At 61.5% G+C, this 20,237-nt stretch carries 12 protein-coding genes; 3 read left to right on the top strand and 9 right to left on the bottom strand.

The features are described from left to right. Positions 1–200: 200 nt before the first annotated feature. From N688_RS17885 to N688_RS17845, 7 genes are all read right to left on the bottom strand, one after another. Positions 201–3,359, bottom strand: coding sequence for a tetratricopeptide repeat protein (locus N688_RS17885; RefSeq protein ID WP_052890561.1), 3,159 nt, complete (start codon positions 3,357–3,359; stop codon positions 201–203). Between the two features lie 847 nt (positions 3,360–4,206). After that, positions 4,207–6,102 carry a tetratricopeptide repeat protein gene (locus N688_RS17875; RefSeq protein ID WP_052890559.1) on the bottom strand — a complete coding sequence of 632 codons (1,896 nt, stop codon included), beginning with the start codon at positions 6,100–6,102 and terminating at the stop codon, positions 4,207–4,209. 179 nt (positions 6,103–6,281) lie between these two features. Next, the gene (locus tag N688_RS17870; RefSeq protein ID WP_052890558.1) at positions 6,282–8,345 is read right to left on the bottom strand and encodes a serine/threonine-protein kinase; all 2,064 of its coding nucleotides are present in this window, start codon (positions 8,343–8,345) and stop codon (positions 6,282–6,284) included. A 371-nt stretch (positions 8,346–8,716) separates the two neighbouring features. Then, positions 8,717–9,997: an MFS transporter gene (locus N688_RS17865; RefSeq protein WP_052890557.1), complete on the bottom strand. Its 1,281-nt coding sequence runs from the start codon at positions 9,995–9,997 to the stop codon at positions 8,717–8,719. Positions 9,998–10,516: 519 nt separating this feature from the next. Next, on the bottom strand, positions 10,517–11,785 hold the full coding sequence (locus N688_RS17860; protein WP_052890556.1) for a serine/threonine-protein kinase: 1,269 nt from the start codon (positions 11,783–11,785) through the stop codon (positions 10,517–10,519). A 457-nt stretch (positions 11,786–12,242) separates the two neighbouring features. Beyond that, on the bottom strand, positions 12,243–12,488 hold the full coding sequence (secG, locus tag N688_RS17850; protein WP_202901962.1) for a preprotein translocase subunit SecG: 246 nt from the start codon (positions 12,486–12,488) through the stop codon (positions 12,243–12,245). Between the two features lie 151 nt (positions 12,489–12,639). Further along, positions 12,640–13,200, bottom strand: a complete 561-nt coding sequence (locus N688_RS17845) for a hypothetical protein (protein ID WP_052890554.1) — start codon at positions 13,198–13,200, stop codon at positions 12,640–12,642. Positions 13,201–13,746: 546 nt separating this feature from the next. Here N688_RS17845 and N688_RS17840 point away from each other — a divergent pair. The 3 genes from N688_RS17840 (at position 13,747) to N688_RS17830 (ending at position 17,866) form a co-directional block, all read left to right on the top strand. Beyond that, positions 13,747–14,424, top strand: a complete 678-nt coding sequence (locus N688_RS17840; protein WP_052890553.1) for an MBL fold metallo-hydrolase — start codon at positions 13,747–13,749, stop codon at positions 14,422–14,424. Positions 14,425–14,823: 399 nt separating this feature from the next. After that, complete coding sequence (locus tag N688_RS17835) at positions 14,824–16,533, top strand: CTP synthase (RefSeq protein WP_052890552.1); 1,710 nt, start codon at positions 14,824–14,826, stop codon at positions 16,531–16,533. Positions 16,534–16,540: 7 nt separating this feature from the next. Then, positions 16,541–17,866: a magnesium transporter gene (locus N688_RS17830; protein WP_162179585.1), complete on the top strand. Its 1,326-nt coding sequence runs from the start codon at positions 16,541–16,543 to the stop codon at positions 17,864–17,866. 194 nt (positions 17,867–18,060) lie between these two features. Here the strand turns inward: N688_RS17830 and N688_RS17825 are convergent, their stop codons facing one another. Next, positions 18,061–18,807, bottom strand: coding sequence for a hypothetical protein (locus tag N688_RS17825; protein WP_052890550.1), 747 nt, complete (start codon positions 18,805–18,807; stop codon positions 18,061–18,063). A gap of 99 nt (positions 18,808–18,906) precedes the next feature. Continuing rightward, on the bottom strand, positions 18,907–19,926 hold the full coding sequence (locus N688_RS17820) for a ribose-phosphate diphosphokinase (RefSeq protein WP_156025499.1): 1,020 nt from the start codon (positions 19,924–19,926) through the stop codon (positions 18,907–18,909). Between the last annotated feature and the right edge of the window lie 311 nt (positions 19,927–20,237).

Below are 20,237 nucleotides of genomic sequence, written 5' to 3'. Positions count from 1 at the left end.
GCAAGGACCTCCTGAGAGCTGAGACCTGGCGCGCGTCGGCTGATCCTGGAACTGCTAGAGGCTACCGAAGGAGAGAGAGGGAGGGGGGCCACCTCCCCTGATCGCCTGCCCGTGGGAGAGAGCGAGTGGAAACACGGCTGGCTCATCGGAAGACCGGGGATGGCCAGGGCGTGAGCGCACTGTGCAGCTCGCCCGGGTGATCAATGTCTGCGCCGTTTGCGCGCCTGCCGAACCTGCTCTAACTCATGGCGAATGCTCTCGTTGTCGGGAGAGAGGAGATAAGCCTGCTCCAGGTCAGAGAGAGCCTCTGCTAACATCCCATTGCTGGCATAGAGCCGGCCACGATGGTAGTAGAGAATCGCGATATACGGATTCAGGCGAATGGCCTCATTGAAGTCGTCCAGAGCGGGCTCGAAATTGCCCAGCGACTGGTAGAGGAGGGCGCGATTGTTATAAGCCGCCGTATTGCCGGGATCGAGCTGAATCGCCTGATTGTAGTCGCTGAGGGCCTGGGACAGGTTCCCTAACTTCTCATGAATGAGGGCGCGGCTATTGTAACTGGAGGCATCGGTAGGATCGAGGCGGATGGCCTCATTGACGTCAGCCAAAGCCAGATCATATTGACCCTGCTCTCGATAGAGGAGGCCGCGGTAGTTATAGGCGCGGACGTAGGTCGGAGCCAGGCGGATCGCCTCATGGTAGTCAGAGAGGGCGCTGGTGAAATCCCCCATCTCTTCGTAAAGCTGAGCGCGATCGAGGTAGAGATCTGGATCGTCAGGGAGGAGCTGTTGTATCCGGTTGAGGTCGGCCAACGCGAGATCATAGTGGCCTTGGAGCCGGTGAAGGAGGCAACGCCTCAGATAGGCTTTGACGTTAGTGGGATCGAGACGGATGGCCTCGTTGAAGTCGGCGAGAGCCAGCTCGAACCGGCTCGCATGACTACGCACCTCGCCGCGATAGCTGTACAGTTCGGCGTTGGTGGGATCGAGGCGGATGGCCTCGTTGAGGTCAGCGAGAGCCAGCTCGAGCCGGTTCATCTCGCGATGAAGCATAGCCCGATAGTTGTACAGGTGGGCGTTGGTAGGATCGAGGCGGATGGCCTCGTTGAAATCGGCGAGAGCCAGCTCATACTCTCTTTGCCGTTGGTAGAGGAAGCCGCGAAAGGCGTAGCTCCTGACAAGATCAGGTTGGAGGCGGATGGCTTCATTGAGGTCGGCGAGAGCCAGATCGAGCTGCTCCAGGTCGCGATGAAGCGGAGCCCGACGGAGGTACAGTTCGGCGTCTGTGGGATCGAGACGGATGGCCTCGTTGAGGTCGGCGAGAGCCAGGTCGAGCTGCTCCAGGTCGTGATGAAGCGTAGCCCGATAGTTGTACAGTTGGGCGTTGGTGGGATCGAGACGGATGGCCTCGTTGAGGTCGGCGAGAGCCAGATCGTACTGCCCCATCTCGCGGTGAAGCGAGCCGCGGTGCAGGTAGAATTCGAGGTTGGTGGGATTGAGGCGGATGGCCTCGTTGAGGTCGGCGAGAGCCAGATCGGGCCGCCCCATCTCGCGATGAAGGGAGCCGCGGTCGCTGTACATTTCGGCGTCTGTAGGATCGAGGCGGATGGCCTCGTTGAAGTCGGCGAGAGCCAGATCGTGCTGCCCCATCTGGTGATGAAGGGTGCCGCGGTTGCTGTACTGTTGGGCGTCTGTAGGATTGAGGTGGATAGCTTCGTTGAAGTCGGCGAGAGCCGGATCGAGCTGCTCCAGGTCGCGATGAACCACTGCCCGATGGTGGTACAGTTGGGCGTTAGTGGGATCGAGGCGGATGGCTTCATTGAGGTCGGCGAGAGCCAGATCGAGCTGCTCCAGGTCGCGATGAAGCACAGCCCGATAGTTGTACAGTTGGGCGTTGGTGGGATCGAGACGGATGGCCTCGTTGAGGTCAGCGAGAGCCAGATCGGACCGCCCCATCTCGCGATGAAGGGAGCCGCGGTCGCTATACAGTTCGGCGTCTGTAGGATCGAGGCGGATGGCCTCGTTGAGGTCGGCGAGAGCCAGGTCGGGCCGCCCCATCTCACGATGAAGGGAGCCGCGGTCGCTATACAGTTGGGCGTTGGTGGGATCGAGGCGGATGGCCTCGTTGAAGTCGGCGAGAGCCAGCTCATGCTCTCCTTGCCGTTGATAGAAGAGACCGCGCTGGCTGTGGCTCCTGGCAAGATCAGGTTGGAGGCGGATGGCCTCGTTGAAGTCAGCGAGGGCCAGCTCGTGATGGCCCTGGAGACTGAAGATGGCGCCGCGCCAGAGGTAGGCCTCCGTGTTCAGGGGATCGTAGCGAATAGCTGTGTCAAAGTCGGCCCGTGCCTGATCGCCCTGGTTGCGAATCATGTAGTAGAGGCCGCGGTGGAGGTAGGCGTCGGAATGACCAGGAGCGAGGCGGATAGCCTCATTCAAAATGGCCAGAGCCTGGTCGTAGTCCCCCTCCCCATAGGCGGCCTCAGCCTGCTCCAGCAGCTCCTCGACCTCTTCTGAAGGAGGAGGCAGGCTTCCGCTCGTGGCCTGCTCGAGCGCGGCAGCGAAGTCGTGTACAGAAGCGAAGCGTTCAGCGGGCTGAGGGGCCAGGGCGCGCCGCAGCACCAGCTCGAAGGCTGCTTGGATGCCAGGGGCCTCGTCATCAGCGGCAAGAGGAGGAGGCTGGAGGGCTGGCTGGTCGGAGTTGTCGAGCGCGGGCGGCTGGCCGGCCAGCCACTCGTAGACCATGACTGCCAGGGCATACTGATCGCTGGCAAGTTGTGCCCGATCCTGCCGCTGCTCGGGGGCCAGGTAGGGAGAAGGGATCTGCCTATCGGGATCGGCTTCGGGGAAAGTGAGAACACCGTCGCTGAGCAGCAGACGGCCATGAGCATCCAGCCAGACATTCTCGGGCTTCAGACGTGCGTGGGGCAGGTGATGCTCATGCAGCTCCTGCAGGGCGAGAGCGATCTTGTTCACATAGTCTAGCACAGTAGAGAGAGGGAGGCGGGAGCCACTGGGGTGATGGGTGCGCAAGGAACTGCCGGGAACGTAAGCCCGGACTAAGAAAGGGAGTGAGAGGGTGGAATCGAAGCCGGAGTCGAGCCAGGGCAGAAAGTTCTGAAAAGGGAGCAGCCTCAAGAAGCGGATCTCATCCAGAAAGGCCTCGGCCTGAAAGGCCCCAGGCGAAAAGCCCTCGGCTTGTTCTGGGGAGGAGGGAAGAGCCGTAAGGAGTTTGAGCGCGACAGACTTTGCTGGCCGTTGCTCCTGGTCCTCGGCCAGATAGACTGGGCCGAGAGGGCCGTGGCCCAGCAGACGGACAAGCTGGTAGCGACCGAGGCGCTGGCCAGAAAGATCGGGGAGCATCAAGAACGTCTCCTTTCCTTTGCTATCCAGAGATAGCGCGCAGAATCAGTAGATGTGGAGCCGGTTGGGCGTGAGCGTGGCAGTGGCCTGCACCGCTATAGTAGAAACGCGGATAGCATAGCACACCCTCGCGGTCAGGGCAAATACTGGCGGCTGAGCAGGAAGTCGGAGAAGAAGAGCAAGAGAGAGGCTCAGTCTCCCTGTGGGTGCAAAAGCTGCCGAGCCCGCTGCAGCACCTGCCAGATCTCCTCATCCTCGGTATAGCCGATAGGATAGAGAAAGCAGCTGGGTCGCTGCAAGAAGAGCCGGAGCGCGAGGTCCCTGGCTCAGGCTTGCTGGCCTGGCAGCGTATAGCCTCGCGCAGCATTACCAGCGCTCGCTTGGTCTCAGGATCGTTGGGCTTGAGCCGCGCGGAGCCTTCCCCGTTATACCCGGCTCAGGAAAGCGCATACCACCGCTGGAAGAGGCCACGGCGTGGCGAGCGTTGAGACGGAGCGCCCTGCTGAAGCTGGCCGGGGCCTGCGGCGGATCGTCCTATGGGCGAGACAGAACGCCGTGCCGCAGGTAGGCCCTGGCGTCGCCGTCGCCGGACCGAAGAGCGCTGGCTGGATGGTGCTGATAGCGCGGAGCGGGAGCGAGCGGCTCTGTGCCTGCCTGCCCTTACAGCGTTCCTCATCGGAACCACGGACCTGCTGCCTTGCTGCCTGTAGAAGAGCCTCCTCATCTTCTGCCTCACGGCTGTTGTACAAGACGATGAGACGGCGCTAACTGCGCTATTGACCACTCATGCCCATGCAGTAGACGGCAACTGGTACCTCGGCAAAAGATCGATCCTGCTCGATCACAGTCAGCGCTCCTGCCTGCTCTGCTTCCGCTTCCGCTTCCAGGAGCCGGCGGCCTGTACCAGGCGAAGAGCCTGCTGAAAATCGGCGATGGCCAGTCGATAGCGGCCCTGCCGGAGATAGAGAGTGGCGCGCCGCCAGTAGTCTTTCGCCTGTCCTGGCTGCAGCCGGATCGCCTGCGACAGGCTGGCAATCGCCTCCTGACGCTGGCCCAGCCAGTAGTAGATCTGACTTGCCAGGCGGTGTGCGTGAGGATCGAACGGATTGAGCCGGATCGCTTCCTCTATTGCCTGGCGGGCCTCTTCCCACTGCAGCTCGCCAAAGAGCAGGGCGGCACGGCCAACATAGGGAATAGGCTTATTGGGCTGCAGGCGTATGGCCTCCGTGAAATCGGCCAGCGCCTGCTGTTGCCGCTCCTGATTGGGGAACCGCATGAGCAGCGTCCCCCGGCTCTCATAGAAAGTGGCATTCTCCGGCTGCAGAGCAATGGCTGCATTGAAGTCATTCAATGCCTGCTCGGCCTCTCCTAGCTTCTTCAGGACCTGCCCGCGCCCATGCAGGGCGGAGGCCTCGTCGGGCTTAAGCTGGAGGGCAGCATTGAAGTCAGCCAGAGCCTGGAGCAGATTGCCCGCGCGCAGATGAGCAAAACCGCGATAGGATAGCAGCCTAGACGACGGCGCTGGCGAGAGATTCAGGGCCTCAGTGAAGTCGGCGACCGCCTCCTTGTAGCGCTGTTCATTCAAAAAGAGAATGCCGCGCTCCTGGAAAGCGTTAGCAGTCGGCTGCAAGCGGAGTGCCTCATTGAAGTCGGCCAGAGCCTGCTCGGGGGCGATTGCTCTCAAGGCGCAGCCTCGCTGGACCAGTGCCCTGGCGTGCGTCGGCTGCAAGCGGAGCGCCTCGTTGAAGTCGGCCAGAGCCTGCTCATACTGTTCCCGACGCAGGAAGAGGACGCCGCGGTTAGAGAGAGCTTCGACATAATCAGGCTTGAGCAGGAGGGCGGCATTGAAGTCGGCCAGGGCCTGCTCATGCTGTCTCTGATTCAGGAAGAGGACGCCGCGACTGACGAGGGCCTCGACCAGGTCGGGTTTGAGCAGGAGGGCGGCGTTGAAGTCGGCCAGAGCCTGCTCATACTGTTCCCGACGCAGGAAGAGGACGCCGCGGTTAGAGAGAGCTTCGACATAATCAGGCTTGAGCAGGAGGGCGGCATTGAAGTCGGCCAGGGCCTGTTCGTACTGCCCCTGGCGTAGGAAGAGGACGCCGCGGTTAGAGAGAGCTTCGACATGATCAGGCTTGAGCAGGAGGGCGGCATTGAAGTCGGCCAGGGCCTGTTCGTACTGTTCCCGACGCAGGAAGAGGACGCCGCGGTTAGAGAGAGCTTCGACATGATCAGGCTTGAGCAGGAGGGCGGCATTCAGGTCGGCCAGAGCCTGCTCATACTCGCCCCGCTCCAGAAAGACGACTCCGCGGTTATTGATCGCATCGACACAGGTAGGCTCCAGGTCCAGAGCAGCCTGCCAGTCGGCGAAGGCGCCGCTGACATCCCTCTGTGCATAGCGAATCTCGCCGCGCTCATTGAGCAGTGTGGCACTCTGTGGCTGCAACTGCAGCGCTTGCTCTATCGTAGAGCGTGCCGCCTCCAAAGCGCCGCTTTTGCGGAGCTCCTGGGCCTGCCTCAGCAGCTGCTCCGCTTCCTCCAACTGCTCCTTCTCCTGCAGGGGAACGTCGGCTGAGGGCGGCCCAGCCAGGGAGGCCGCCGTCGCAGGCGCCTCCGCCATCGAAAACGCGGGCTGAGAGGCAGAAGAAGGAGCCGGCTCCACCTGCCCGGTGCCTGTCTCTGGCCTTTCTCCGTGTTCTGGCTGTTGCTGCTCTTCGAAATGGAATCCAGCGAAGGGACTGGTCATACTCCTCTATGCTACTCCTGATCCTGAAGACCTGCCGATCCGATTGTGGTAATTGTAGCAAATTCTCTCCGTTCATCCAGAGGGGAAAGAACGTCTGCGATCAGTCCCGCCGGGCCGATAGAGGAAGGCGAGCGCTGGCGGCTCTGGCAGGTGCCGGTCCGGCCATGAGAGGAGCCAGCTCAGCGGGCCTCGCGCCGCCGCTCCTGGCGCAGCCGATAGAGCGCCTCCTCGCGGCTCGCCCGCACCAGCCGATTGCTCGGGTCCAATTGCAGGGCGCGATCGTAGTCCAGGATTGCCCGCTGGTAGTCTCCCAGGCGGAAGTAGGCCACACCCCGATGGCGATAGCTCTCAGCATCGTCGGGATGCAACTCCAGAGCGCGATCGTAGTCCAGGATTGCCCGCCGGTAGTTCCCCAGGCCGGCATAAGCCAGGCCGCGATAAACGTAAGTGCGTGCCAGACAGGGGGACAGCTCCACCGCCCGATTGAAATCCGCAATGGCCTTCTCATATTCCTGCAAAGCATCGTAAGCCATGCCGCGCCTGATATAAGCCTCCACATAGCCGGGATCAAGCTCCAGAGCGCGCTCGAAATCCTGGATAGCCTGCTCATAGTCCTGCATCTCATAGCGAGTCAGGCCGCGGTTATAGTACACCAGAGCATAATCGGGCTGGATCTCCAGAGCGCGCTCATAATCCTCCAAAGCCTGGTCATACTCTTGCATATTGCGATATACTGTTCCGCGATTATTATAGGCATTCGCGTAAAAAGCGTCCAGCTCGATGGCACGTGTCAGATCGGTAAGAGCGAGCGCATGCTCGCCCAGCGCATCGTAGGCATTGCCGCGGTTATTGTAGGCCAGCGTATACTCGGGATTGAGGCGAAGAGCCTGGCTGAAATCGGCGATGGCCTGCTCGAAATTGCCCAGGCAGCAATAGGCATTGCCGCGATTATTATAGGCATCGACATGGGAAGGGTCGAGCTGCAGCACGCGGCTATAGTCAGCGATGGCCTTCTCATACTCCTGGAGGCGGCGATAAGCGCGGCCCCGATTAAAATAGGCTTCCAGGTAGGTTGGATCAAGCTCCAGGGCGCGCTCGAAATCGGCGAGCGCGCGGCGATCATCGCCCAGAGCGCAGCGGGCGTAGCCGCGCCCGTTATAAGCGATAGCCTGCTGAGGATTCAGCTCCAGAGCGCGATCGAAATCGGCGATGGCCTTCTCAGGCTCCTGAAGCTGCAGATAGCAGCTCCCGCGATTCACATAAGCGTCGGCGTAGGTGGGGTCCAGCGAGATAGCCTCAGAGAAAGCCTCAGCCGCCTCCTTATAGCGGCCCTGAAAATAAAAAGCCACCCCATCATCAAAGCACTCCTGGCGGCTACGCGGCTGGATGCGCGGCACATAATTGAGCACCAGCAGCGAGCGGGCGGCGCGCTCCAACTCCTGAGCGAACTCGTGGACGCTGGCGAAGCGCCCCTTGGGGTCCTTGGACAGGGCGCGCATGATCACATACTCGATCTCGGGCGAGAGGTCGGGCACGCGCTCCAACAAAGAAGGGGGAGAGGCCTGAGAGTGCTGGGCATACAGCTCATAGAAAGTCCCATCGAAAGGAGGGTCGCCGCAGAGCCACTCATAGACGATCACCGCCAGGGCATACTGATCGCTGGCGCGGCTGGTGCGTCCCATAAACTGCTCGGGGGCCATATAGTGGGGGGTGCCGGCGATCCCGGCGTTCTGCTGCTCCAGGGGGGTCTGGCCTGGGGGCGTCTGCACGATCACTGAGATCCCGAAGTCGGTCAGCAGGAGGCGGTCCTCCTGATCCAGCAGCATATTTTCCGGCTTCAGGTCGCGGTGGATCACATTTTCATCGTGGGCATACTGCAGAGCATCGGCGAGCTGCTGCACGTAGTGCAGCACCAGCTCCAGCGGCACGCGCGTTCCCTGGGGATGGCGCTGGCGTAGGGTCCCATTGGGGGCATAGTCCATCACAATGAAAGGCACCCCGAGCGCCTGCTCGAGACCGAAGTCCTGGACTGCCACGATATGCGGATGTCGCAGGCGGAAGAGGCGGGCCTCATTGACCAGATGGCGCAGCGCCTCATAGTTCAAGCCGGTGTGGAGCACCTTCACCGCCACGAGATGCTTGCGCTGGGTATGCTCGCCCAGGTAGACCTGGCCGTAGTTACCCTGCCCAAGCAAGCGGAGGAGGAAATAGTTATCGAGCTGTCTACCCGAATGATCAACCATCGTGCCTGTTCTCTTGCCCGTGCTTGCAAGCCCTGGGTTGGGCGGATTTCCCCGTGTGACACTGTCGTAGCGAGGCTGGCCCTGATCTGCCTCTGGCTACCAATCTACCAGCATACTTATTGTAGGAGAGAGAAGAAAGCTCGTCAAGTACTCGTAAGACTCTGAAAGTGTCTGCTGCTCAGTTCTAGCGCGGCCACGTGTCGGTAGCGTCATGTCGTACAAGATCGCTGCTGACGAGTAGCTAAAAATTTGTAAGTTGTGCATAAAAAACGGCAGGCCAGCGCCGCCCCATCTGGCTTACCGCCTGGTCAGAACCTGCGTGCCAGACGAGTGCTACGAGCGTAGCGTAGGCGATCCGCTGGCCGCCGCAGTCAGGGCAGCTCGCTCTGCTGTTGGCTCCCGCGAAGCCCTCGCCGACGCCTCCCGAGCAAGCTTCTCAAGCTGGCCAACAGCAAACCAGTGCTGGCCAGAAGCGCGAGCGAGCGATAGAGCGAGCGATAGCTCATTTCTCCTACTCCCAAACCGAAGAGCGGGAAGAGGGTCACCATTGCCGCACTAAAGAGGCCCGTCTGCAGAGAGAGCACCGTGGCCCGCTGAGCCTCGGGGCTGCGCTCATTGAGCCAGGTACTCACCACTGGCTGCCAGAGAGCATACGCCCCCTGGAAGAGCACCAGGAAGCCTGCCAGGCTGAGCGGTGCCAGTGGCAGACTCATCAACAGCAGCCCACCAGCCAGTGCCACCAGCAGCCCGACCAGCAGATGGCTCTGTCTCAGCCGTGCCAGCAACGCCGGAGCCAGGGCGGTGCAGCCGAAGCTGATCACCTGGCTGGCAGCGATCACCAGGCCCACCTGGGCCAGCGTCAGCCCCAGGCCGACCAGATAGAGCTGATGATAGTAATAAATGGTCAGGCCGCAGCCCTCGACCAGGCCCGCCAGCGCAAGCAGAGCGACCAGCACCCTATCACCGCGCACCGCCTGCAATCCCTGCAGCAGGTGCCGTAGCGGCTGCCGCTGGGTGCTGCCACGTTCCTCCGGTAGCGCCAGCAGGGGCAGCATCGCGAGCACTGCGAGGGCAGCCTGAACCAGGAACGGCAGCGCTTCCTGCACCTGCCCGAGGAGTCCCCCGGCACCTGTACTGGCTGCCTCCGCAACGAGCGCCAGCAGATACATGCGACTGATCAAACGACTAAAGTAGCGCTGCTGCTGGTCCTCATTCGCGACCAGGCGCCGCGCCAGGCCCCAAAGCAGCGCCTCCTCAGCGCCACCGCGGAAAGCGAAAGCCAGACCCCAAAGCACAAAGCTCAGCACAACCAACGGCCCAAGCGGCCAGACCAGGCCGAGCATCGCTGCTGCCGACAGGACGCAATAGATCAAAAGGCTGCGACGTCGCCCCAGCAAATCGGCGTAGATCCCCGTGGGAATCTCCGCGCACAGCTTCGTCACATGCAGAGTCATCTCCAGCAAGCCGATGGCCAGGGGGCTATAGCCGTGGCGCGCCAGATAGATCATCCAGACCGCGCTACTCAAGGTTGCATTCGTCGCCAGATTATACCCATCGTAGGCCAATAGGAGGCGCAGGCGAGCGCTACGCGACACTGCTCTTGACGGCAGCGCTTCCTGTCCCTCGCCCTCGCCCTCGATCCGCTTCTCCATGATCCAGCTCGTTCCTTTCATGGTAGAGTCACATGCGCTTGCAAGCGATCGGGTTCGCAACGGATGCATCGCTGAAAGGAAGCGGCCTGGCGCAGCGGTCAGAGAAGGCGAGAGGAGAGACTGAAGGGAGAGCAGTCGGAGGAGCAGAGCAGACACAGGAGAAGAGACTCAGCGATTGCAGCGATGTGTTCGCCAGACGACGGAGAGGCAGAATGGCGCGGAGAGCGCTGCGCTCTCTCCCCTCAAAGCCAGCATGCAGGCCAAAAATCCACCATCAGCAGAACAGCGTCCTGCTTCTTCCTGTCTGGTTTACACTGGTGGCGCTGCTCCTCTCTTCTGCCGCATAAGCTGCGCCAGGCTTATGCGGCTGGAGCATGCGCGATATGGGTTGGGCGAATAGCGTCGCTGCGCAGCGCAGCCGTGTGCAGCTCAGCGCTGTCAGCAAAGCAAAGAGCTGTAGCCATCACGGTCGTACAAAGTAACACAAGCGTAGTGGGCCTGTCAAGGCTGGCGGGATGTTCAGAGGCGCGCGGGCCCAGACGAGCGCGAGGCAGCGGAGGGTCCCGTTTGGGGAAAGAAAGAAGAAGAAGCATGGCGCTGGCCCTGGTGCTTCTGAGGGACCGGTCTCGTGGGCGTCATCTGGACTGGCGCCTCGAGCGGCTGTCCGGTTGGTTGGCTCAGTGGCAGCGGGCAATCGGGCAGCGCCGGGCGGCTGGGATGCAGCTGAGACGAAGAAAAAGCCAGCCAGGTCAACCCGCCGCCAAGCAAGCCACTGGCTGCCAGGCTGGTCATCCCCACCATCACGGCCCGCCGTGTCGGGCGCTCGCCCTGGCCTTGGGCGAGTCGCGAAGGGGAGCGAGGGCGAAGGCGAGGGCGGAGAGCCTGGCCCAGAGCCTGCTCATAAGCCTGCACAAACTCCAGCACCGTCGCAAAACGCGCCTCCGGCTGCTTCGCCAGAGCCCGCTCCACCACGGCGGCCAGCGCTGGTGGCAAGGTCGGCACGCGCTGACGCAACGACGGGAGAGGCGCCTGAACATGCTGGGCCAGCACCTCAGCAGGCGAGCCACGGAAAGGGCACTCCCCGCACAGCCACTCATAGACTACCACCCCCAGCGCATACTGATCGCTGGCGAACTCCGGCTGACCAGCCAGCTGTTCTGGCGCCATATAGGCCAGCGTCCCCGCGATGGCCTCGGCTTGCGGACAGTCCCTCTGGCTCTGGCCAGCCAGGGACGCAATGCCGAAATCGCTCAACAGCAGCGAGCCATCGCGCCCAATCAGCATATTCTCGGGCTTAATATCGCAATGGATGCAGCGCTGACGGTGCGCATAGTCCAGCGCTGCCCCGATCTGCTGCAAATAGAGCAGAATCGTTGCCGGATGCAAGCGGCTGCCACGGGGATGGCGCTGGCGCAGCGTCCCACCAGGAGCATACTCCATCACTAAAAAAGCCAGGCCCTGCTCCTCCAGCAGGACGAAATCGAAGATTCTCACAATGTGAGGATGCTCCAGGCGCGCCGCCAGACGCGCCTCCGCGCAGAAGCGCTGCAGGATCGCTGGCTCCAAACAAGCCCGCACGAGCTTGATAGCCACCGCGGTCCCCAGATAGCGATGCTCACCCAGATAGACCTCAGCAAAGCCCCCGTGGCCCAAGGGGCGCACCAGACGATAATGACCCAGCTCGCGGGGCGCCTCTGGCGGCAGGAGCCGCTCCGCCTCTCCAGGCTTACTGCCAGACCCCTCGGCCAGGCCCGCCTCAGCCGAAAAACTCAGCGGTTGCTCCATCATACTCGCCCTCCTGCTCCTTGCTTGCCTGCTCTGATTGTAGAAAGCGCTCATGGAACATGTCAATGTACTCACACGGAAACAACCAACCGGAGAAGCGCAGCACATAGCTGCCGATTTCAAAGATCCTGGACAGCGCTACATCTATGAATTCATGTATGCTGATTTATCGTTCAAGAGAGCGACGAAGGACGCGGAGCAGCTGAGGGAGAGAGAAGCGAGAGGGAGGGAAGGACCTGCCGGGGGGTCCAAAAGACAGCGCAAAAAGCCGCCGCTATAGTCCAGGCTGTGAGCTGGCGGTAGTAGTAGGCAGGGCAGGGCAGGGCGAAGCGGAGCTAGGGCCAGGGATAATCGGGCCTGGCTGGGGGCGCGGAGCAGCCTTATCGAGCGAGCCTATGCAAAGAAAGAGCGGCCTCCCCAGGCGCCCCTACGTGACCGAGGTCGAGGTGACCGGTCCGATCTAAGCGGGAAGCAACATCATCACCACTGAGACCAGAGCAAAGAGCACCACAAAGATGACAGTCAAATTAAAGATCAGACGCTCCACCCCGCGGCGTGTTTTAAAGACCGAGCCGGCGCTGGTCCCGCCGAAGATACTGCCCAGGCCGGCGCTGCGTGCCTGCAACAAGATAAAGAGAATAACAGCTACAGACAGAATAATCTGAATCGCCCGGAGAGCCGGGGCCCAGGCTTGCAACGTATTCAAGGTTCACCCTCGCTTTCATCGCAGGCCATCTACTGGCCGAAACCTTCGCGGCGATTATATCACAGAAGCCTCCTCTCGTCGAGACGTCGAGAAGAGGCAGCACGCCAAAGCAGGAGCGAGCCAGATGGCGGGTTCCAAACCGGGGCCAGGGCTAGCGGGAGTCGCCAGCGATCGCGACCGCCGTCTGGCGCTGCTGGTGGACCAGGCGATGGCACTCCGGGCAAAGGACCACATAATTGGCTCGTTGATAGCGAGCCAGCAAGCTCCGGAGGGGGCGGCGGGCATGCAACTCCAGCCGGCTCACCTGGCGAGCGCAGCCGGGACAGCGACCGGCAGCCTCCCTTTGGAGCTGGCGCTGGATGCCGCGCACCAGCTCATTATTGCAAGCATCCAGGCTCACATGAAAGAGCATCCCGGCCAGTACCAACCACAGCCAGCGCTGGCGAGTCAGCGCGGCCAGAGCTGCCAGCGCGCTCAAGGTCAGCGGATGGTGCAGGGGCTTAGGCAGTGGGCCGCGCTGGCGATGAGGTGTGCGCAGATAGCGCAGTGCCTCGCGCAGGCTCAGGCGCCGGCGAGCCGCCACAAACTCCAGATAATGATCAACGTCAATCAAGATACTGGCCGTGTAGGGCAGCCAGATCTCCTCTTTCAGCCACGGCAGGGCTACCAGGGCCGCTGCCGTCGAAAAGGCCACATGTTCCTCCAGGCGCATACGATCATCCCATCCATGCTTCAGGCGAGCCAGAGTGCAGAGGCCTTGCCTCCCTCCTCGCGCCTGGTGAGCGCCCGCCCGCCCATAGCCCAACGGAGCGGATCACACCAGCAGCCTGCCAGGCTTGCGGGCTTGGCGGGTGGGCAGCGGGTGGAGAGAAGCGGAGCCGCTTATCGCAGCAGTATAAATCGCAGACCCAGGCCCCGTCAAGCAAACCAGCCTTCTGAGGTGGGAAGGTCAGAGGCAGACGGGCGACGAGTCCAGAAAGAGAGTGGACGGACAGACAACGAACGAACGAACGAGCAACCAGACTAAGGAAAAAAGCCCGGTTGGTATGAGGTTCCCTTGTAGAAGACCTATCCCTGTGGTACAATGTAATCCGGGCGAGGACTGCAGTCCCCGCCCGCACTTATGTTGTCCATTGCGAACAGTCGACCAGTAAGGCCACAAGAGGGGAGTCTGCCAGGCATAAGCGTGTGACTGACGGCTGCCCTCTTCTTGAATTTAGCGGGAGCGGACACCTTCGGGTGTCCTCACATTTTGCACATGGAGATTTCCTGGCTCGGCCACTCCTGTTTTCAGTTGCGAGGAAAACAAGTCACACTCATCACGGACCCGTTCGCTCCCCAGACGGAAGTCGCCCCGCAGCAGAAGGAGCCTCTGCGCCTGGGTAAGGTCAGCGCCTCGATTGTCACCATCAGTCACGAGCATCCCAATCACAACTATGTCCGCGCAGTGCAGGGGAATCCCCGTATTGTGCGCGGGCCGGGCGAGTACGAGATCAGCGACGTGCTGATCACTGGTGTCGCCTCTTATCATGACAATCAGCGGGGGCGCGAACGTGGACGCAATACCATCTATGTGATTCACATAGATGGCATCGTCGTCTGTCATCTCGGCGATCTGGGCCATACCCTCCAGGAAGAGCAGCTTGAGGAAGTCGCCGATGCGGACGTCCTCTTAGTGCCCATTGGTGGCGAGCACACCCTCAACGCCTCGCAGGCGGCTGAAGTGATCAGCCAGGTAGTACCGCGCATCGTCATTCCCATGCACTACTACCCTCTGGCAGCCGACGGCTCGCAGTCGTTGCCTGAAGCGCTGGTGACCTTTTGCCGCGAGATGGGCGTGGAGTCGCTCAATTCCCAGCCCAAGCTCGTGATCTCGCAGAGCAATCTGCCCACGGAAACGCAGGTCGTGATCCTCTCTTGCCGCAGTCTGAGCTAACCGGAAGGGTCTTCGTAGGAGCTGGCTGCCAGCGTAGGCCATTGTGCAGCGATCCTACCCTGCTGGGTAGCATCTGGTCAGCGAGCGAGTGGACTGGTTACTGTGGGGGGAGGGCGAGCGTAGCGCCGGGTGCTCCCTGATCTCGCCGGGGCCGTGTTTGGTCCGGAGGCGGGCTGACAGGCGTCGTATCAGCAGCGAGGGGCACCGGAGGCTAGCCTCTGCGTGGCCAGCCTGGGACGTGCATCGACCTGGGCAGGCACAGCGCGAGGTAGCAGGCGCTTGCCAGGGCCGGGCGGACTGTGAGTGAGTGAGTGACTGACTGACTGACTGACTGACTGAGCAAATGAAGACGGTCTCATACGCGATGGTGAAGAAGGCTCCACACGAGGAGGAGTTCTTATGTCAAAATTTATCTTTGTGACCGGCGGTGTGGCATCGTCTGTGGGCAAGGGTATTAGCGTTGCATCCATCGGGCGTCTGCTCAAGAATCGGGGCATCTCCGTCTCCATCATGAAGCTCGACCCCTACATCAACGTCGACCCCGGCACCATGTCCCCCTATCAGCATGGCGAGGTCTTTGTCACCGATGATGGGGCGGAGACCGACCTTGATCTGGGCCACTACGAGCGCTTTACCGATGAACCAGCCTACCAGGCCAACAACGTCACCACCGGCCAGGTCTACGCCACCGTCATCAGCAAGGAGCGGCGTGGCGAGTACCTGGGGGGCACAATTCAGGTGATTCCCCATATTACCAATGAGATCAAGGAGCGCATCCACAACGTAGCTCGCCGCTCGGACGCCGATGTTGTCATTGTCGAGGTGGGTGGCACCGTCGGCGATATCGAGGGTGAACCATTTTTGGAGGCCATTCGCCAGATGCGCAAGGACGTGGGGCGGGCTAACGTGCTCTACCTGCATGTAACCTTGCTCCCCTACCTGGGCGCGACCCGCGAATTAAAGACCAAGCCCACGCAGCACAGCGTCAAAGAGCTGCTGCGCGTCGGTATTCAGCCTGACGTCATTCTCTGCCGCTCCGACTATCCCGTCAGCGAGGAGCTGCGCGAGAAAATTGCCCTCTTCTGCAACGTCGAAACCCGCGCCGTGGTCCCCTTGTTAACCGTCGAGACCATCTATGAGATCCCCTTGATTTTGGAGGAGGCTGGCCTCGGCGACTACCTGGTGCAGACCCTCTCGCTGCCGGGCCATGCGCCCCGGATGGAGGAATGGCGCGCCCTGGTGGAGACCATCAAGAAGCCGCGCCCGGCCCTGACCGTCGGCCTGGTGGGCAAGTACGTCGAACTGCACGACGCCTATCTCTCGGTGGCCGAGGCGCTGCGTCATGCCGGCTGGTACCATGACGTCGATATCCAGATCAAGTGGATCAATTCGGAGGCCCTGGAGAAGATGGGCGAGGCCTATACCGAAGCCCTGGAAGATGTCCACGGCATCGTCGTGCCCGGTGGCTTCGGCCCCCGCGGCGTCGAGGGCAAGATCAAAGCCGCCGGCTATGCGCGCCGCACTCACACGCCCTATCTGGGTCTCTGTCTGGGGATGCAGGTCAGCGTCATCGAATTCGCGCGCAACGTCCTCGGCCTCGAAGGAGCCAATAGCTCGGAGTTCGATCCGCACTCCCCTCATCCCGTCATCGACCTCATGCCGACCCAGCGCCATATCTCGGAGAAAGGCGGCACCATGCGCCTGGGCAACTGGGTCTGTTGCCTGATCCCCGGCACACGGGCCTATCAAGCCTACGGCGAGGCCATTGTCTTCGAGCGCCATCGCCACCGCTACGAATTCAACAATGAGTACCGCAAGCGCATGGAGGCCCACGGCCTGGTCATCAGCGGGCGCTCCGCCGATAACAGCCTGGTCGAAATCATCGAACTGGCCGACCATCCCTGGTTTGTCGCTTCACAGTTCCATCCTGAGTTTAAGAGCCGTCCGAACCGCCCTCATCCGCTCTTCCGCGACTTCATTGCCGCCTGCAAACGGCACGCTGGTATGAGCGCGAACATCCCCGAGGCAGATGAGAGCGTGGCTCACGTCGGCGCCATACGCGCCCCCGAGGGTGTCGCTTCGGATTCGCGACTCGAAATGTCGAAATAAAGACACGATGTTATATTTGAGTCATCTACTCGGTGCACCCGTAGAGGACGCGCAAGGGACGCGCGTAGGGAAACTCACCGATGTGCTGGTGGCCCCCGCGCAGGCGCGCGAAGAGCCTGACGGTCCCACCTATGCCAGCGCCCTGCTGGTAGAGGGTCAGGACGGGCGCCTCTGGCGAGTCACACCGCTGGCGGTCCAGGTACGCGATCAGGCGCTGGTCCTGCGCATGGCCCTGCCCGAGCTCCCGCCTCCTGCCGCGGTCGAAAACGAGATCAGCCTGGCGCACGAAGTCCTTGACAAGCAGGCAGTTGATCTAGAGAGGCGGCGCCCAGTGCGCGTCAACGATGTCTGCTTAGAGCCGGACTGGCGTGTCGTTGGGATCGACACCAGCACCTGGGGCCTGCTACGGCGCCTGATGCCTGCCTGGCTATTGGGGGCCAGGGGGCGCGAGGCGCCGGGCAACCTCATCCCCTGGGAGCGGCTGGAGCTACTGCGCGAAGGGGAGCCGTTGCCAGAAGAGGGCCTGGAAGAAGAAGAGAGGAGTGAAGGCCGGGGCGAGAGGCAGGAGCATGAGGAGCTGCGGCGTCCGCCGAGTGGACCCCTGGCCGAGCTGCGCCCTGCCGACATTGCTGACATCATTCACCAGCTCACGCCGGCCCAGGGCGCGCGCTTGCTAGAGGGCCTCGACGATGAAACCGCCGCTGACATTCTCCAGGAAGTAGACACCGAGCGCCAGACCTATATTCTGGAGAAGCTCAAAGCCACGCGGGCCGCTGCCATCCTGCGCGAGATGGAGCCGGACGAAGTTGCCGATCTGCTGGCTCGCCTGCCCGAAGAGCGGGCTCAGGAGCTACTGCGCCTGCTCACGCCCGAAGAATCCGAGGACGTCCGGGAGCTACTCGAGTACGCCGAAAACTCCGCCGGCGGCCTGATGACCACTGACTACCTGGCCCTGAACGGCAGTCGCAGCAGCGCCGAGGCCCTGGAGGCCCTGCGTCGTCATATTCTGGACCAGGACGGCCACACCGTCTATATCTACGTTGTCGACGATGAGGAGCGCGATGAGCCGCACCTGCTTGGCGTCGTCTCCATCTGGAACCTGCTGGTCGCCTCGCCGGAGCAGACGCTGCAGGAGCTTATGCATCGCGACCTCGTCACAGTGCGGCCCGAAGCTGACGCGCGCAGCGTTGCCGAGATCATTGCCAAATACAATCTCTTCGCCGTGCCGGTGGTCAACGACGAGGGGGCGCTCCAAGGAATTGTCACCGTTGACGACGCCATCGATGTCCTGCTGCCGCCGGAGCGTCGCCGACGACCACCGCGCCGCTATTGATTGAACCTTGTTGCTGCGGAAGGCAGGCAGGATAGCAGAGAGAGAAAGAAGGAAGGAGTAGCGATCTCGCAGGCTGGCGGTGAAGAAGATCGGCAGACAGCGACTCACAAGAAGAGAGAAGAAGCCTGGGCGATCCCGGTAGCGAGAGCAGACAGGCAGGCAGATGGGACAGGGAGTCTGCTCTCCCCCTTGGCCTAGTCGGGGAGAGAGCAGACCGCGCTCAAGGCTTCAAGCACATGAACAATGTCCTGGCAGACATCGACCATGACCCGAGGCAACCATTCTTCGGGATGCGGGTCATCGGCCACAATCTCCGCCTCGCTCTCGTCCTCCACCGCTCCATAGTGGTAGCGATGACTCCAGCCTGGACTGAGTGTATGACCCCCGCTGTAGTGGTAAGGAGAACTCTCATGTAGGCCGCGCAGACCCTCTGGGTGCCAGATCGGGAGCTCCACGCGCTGCTGAAGCGTCAGTGACTCTGGCGCGAGGCGATGATCCTGGAGAGTCAACGTGACGCCGGGCCGGGTCTCGATCGTGCGGCTGCTGTGCTCACTGGCGCGCAGCCTGAGCATCTGGGTCAGAGAGAGGAGCGGCTCTTCCGAGAAAGTCGTCCCTTTGAGGGAGAGCGAGTAGGAGAGGTCCAGCACCAGCGCAGGAATCTCGCGCGTGCGCAGGTGCGGACAATTGGCGTGGGGCTCGTGGAAGAAGTCGCAGACTCCTCTGGGTCCTTCGAGGGAAAGCGCGGTATCCAGACTACCCCAGCTAAAGGAGACGGTGCAGATGCTGGAGTTTTCGACCTGTTCGCAGCTTCCGATGTGACAGGTGCAGGCAAATTCACGTTCCATGGTGCGGGAGTTGATCCAGTATTCGGGATGTGCCGTCAGCCCGACCTCCGCAGCCGCCTTGAGGAAGAAACCGGTCACATCTTCAAAGGTTAGCATGAAACGCTCCTTGCTGCCCCTGGTTGGGGCAAGTATGCCCGTGGCACCCATGATAAGATGCCTCTATATTATGAGCGTTCCCGATAGGATGTGTCAATATTAGACAGGATAGCTCTCACGCCAGTCGCGGAAGAGGGCGCTGATCGAGCGTCCCTCATGCAGGCGCTCGATTGTTTCCGCCAGTAAGGAGGCGACGGAGATCACCACGACCTTGCCGCCGAGGGTCTTACTGCCCAGAGGGATCGTATCGGTGGTGACCACGCGCGTGATCTCAGGCATGCAGAGCCGCTCCTCCGCCGGTGGAGTCAGAACGGCGTGAGTAGCAACCACGGTGATGTCCGGTTTGGCTCCGGCCTCCAGCAGCGCCTGGGTACAGGTGACAATGGTCCCCCCAGTCGAGATGATGTCGTCGACAATAATGGGCCGCTTGCCGCCGACCTCGCCGACGATGGCGCGCACCTCAACGTCCTGGGCGTGGTTGCCTCCGCGCCGCTTGTGCATCACGACCAGTGGAATGTTGAGCATGTTGGCATAGACGTCGGCTACCTTCACTCGCCCAGTATCCGGTGTCACCACCACGGCATCGCTCAGATCCATGTGCTGGCGCAGGTACTCGCCCAGCAGCGGAATAGCCGTCAGATGATCCATGCCGATGTCAAAGAAGCCCTGGATGGCCGGCGAGTGCAGATCAACGGAGACGACACGATTCGCCCCGGCGGTCGATAGCAGATTGGCCACCAGCTTAGCGGTAATTGGCTCGCGCCCCGTGGTTTTCTTCTCCTGACGAGCGTAGCCATAGTAGGGAATGATCGCCGTGACGCGCGCCGCCGAGGCGCGACGAAAGGCATCGATCATCACGAGCAGCTCCATCAGATGCTCGTTGACCGGGTGACAGGTCGATTGGACGATGTAGATGTCTCTCCCGCGCACGCTCTCCTGGATCTGCACGTGACATTCGCCATCGGCAAAACGGTGCAGCTCCCGCCGTCCCAGGGGCCGCCCCAGACAGCGCGCCACCGCCTGCGCCAGTTCCGGGGTCGCTGAGCCACTGTAGATGTCTACATCGATCGGCGGGCCGCTCCGGTTCGGCCTCCTCGCTGCCGCTGCGCTCTCTGTCATGAATGGTCTCCCCCCTCTTAGAAGCCAGAGAACCACTGTGGCTGGCAATCCCCGCAGTGGTTACCCCTCTATTGTAGCATGTCTCGATAGCTACCAGCCAGCCTTCTTTTTTTCTTCCCAATTGCAGAGATCGTGAGCTATCCTTCCCAGACCAACGAGCTGAGGATCTTGCTATAAAATACCTTGACAACATGGCTATCTGTACTTTATCTTTTTGCATGATTGCCAATATTGAGCGATAAGAATAGATCAATGCCTGAGTATTAAGAACCATAGGTAGCTAAAAGGCTCTGCCAGATCTAGATGATCGC

This window comes from Thermogemmatispora carboxidivorans (genome assembly GCF_000702505.1).
GTDB classification, from domain to species: Bacteria; Chloroflexota; Ktedonobacteria; order Ktedonobacterales; family Ktedonobacteraceae; genus Thermogemmatispora; species Thermogemmatispora carboxidivorans.
The sequence above is the reverse complement of the archived record's forward strand: the minus strand, read 5'-3'. Positions and strand labels throughout refer to the sequence as shown.

Bases quoted from the DNA above. Each gene is read 5' to 3' on its own strand.
- N688_RS17875 (WP_052890559.1), bottom strand. From the start codon at position 6,102: ATGACCAGTCCCTTCGCTGGATTCCATTTCGAAGAGCAGCAACAGCCA.
- N688_RS17820 (WP_156025499.1), bottom strand. From the start codon at position 19,926: ATGACAGAGAGCGCAGCGGCAGCGAGGAGGCCGAACCGGAGCGGCCCG.
- N688_RS17860 (WP_052890556.1), bottom strand. From the start codon at position 11,785: ATGATGGAGCAACCGCTGAGTTTTTCGGCTGAGGCGGGCCTGGCCGAG.
- N688_RS17835 (WP_052890552.1), top strand. From the start codon at position 14,824: ATGTCAAAATTTATCTTTGTGACCGGCGGTGTGGCATCGTCTGTGGGC.
- N688_RS17845 (WP_052890554.1), bottom strand. From the start codon at position 13,200: ATGCGCCTGGAGGAACATGTGGCCTTTTCGACGGCAGCGGCCCTGGTA.
- N688_RS17865 (WP_052890557.1), bottom strand. From the start codon at position 9,997: ATGGAGAAGCGGATCGAGGGCGAGGGCGAGGGACAGGAAGCGCTGCCG.
- N688_RS17840 (WP_052890553.1), top strand. From the start codon at position 13,747: ATGGAGATTTCCTGGCTCGGCCACTCCTGTTTTCAGTTGCGAGGAAAA.
- N688_RS17830 (WP_162179585.1), top strand. From the start codon at position 16,541: ATGTTATATTTGAGTCATCTACTCGGTGCACCCGTAGAGGACGCGCAA.
- N688_RS17885 (WP_052890561.1), bottom strand. From the start codon at position 3,359: ATGCTCCCCGATCTTTCTGGCCAGCGCCTCGGTCGCTACCAGCTTGTC.
- N688_RS17870 (WP_052890558.1), bottom strand. From the start codon at position 8,345: ATGGTTGATCATTCGGGTAGACAGCTCGATAACTATTTCCTCCTCCGC.
- N688_RS17825 (WP_052890550.1), bottom strand. From the start codon at position 18,807: ATGCTAACCTTTGAAGATGTGACCGGTTTCTTCCTCAAGGCGGCTGCG.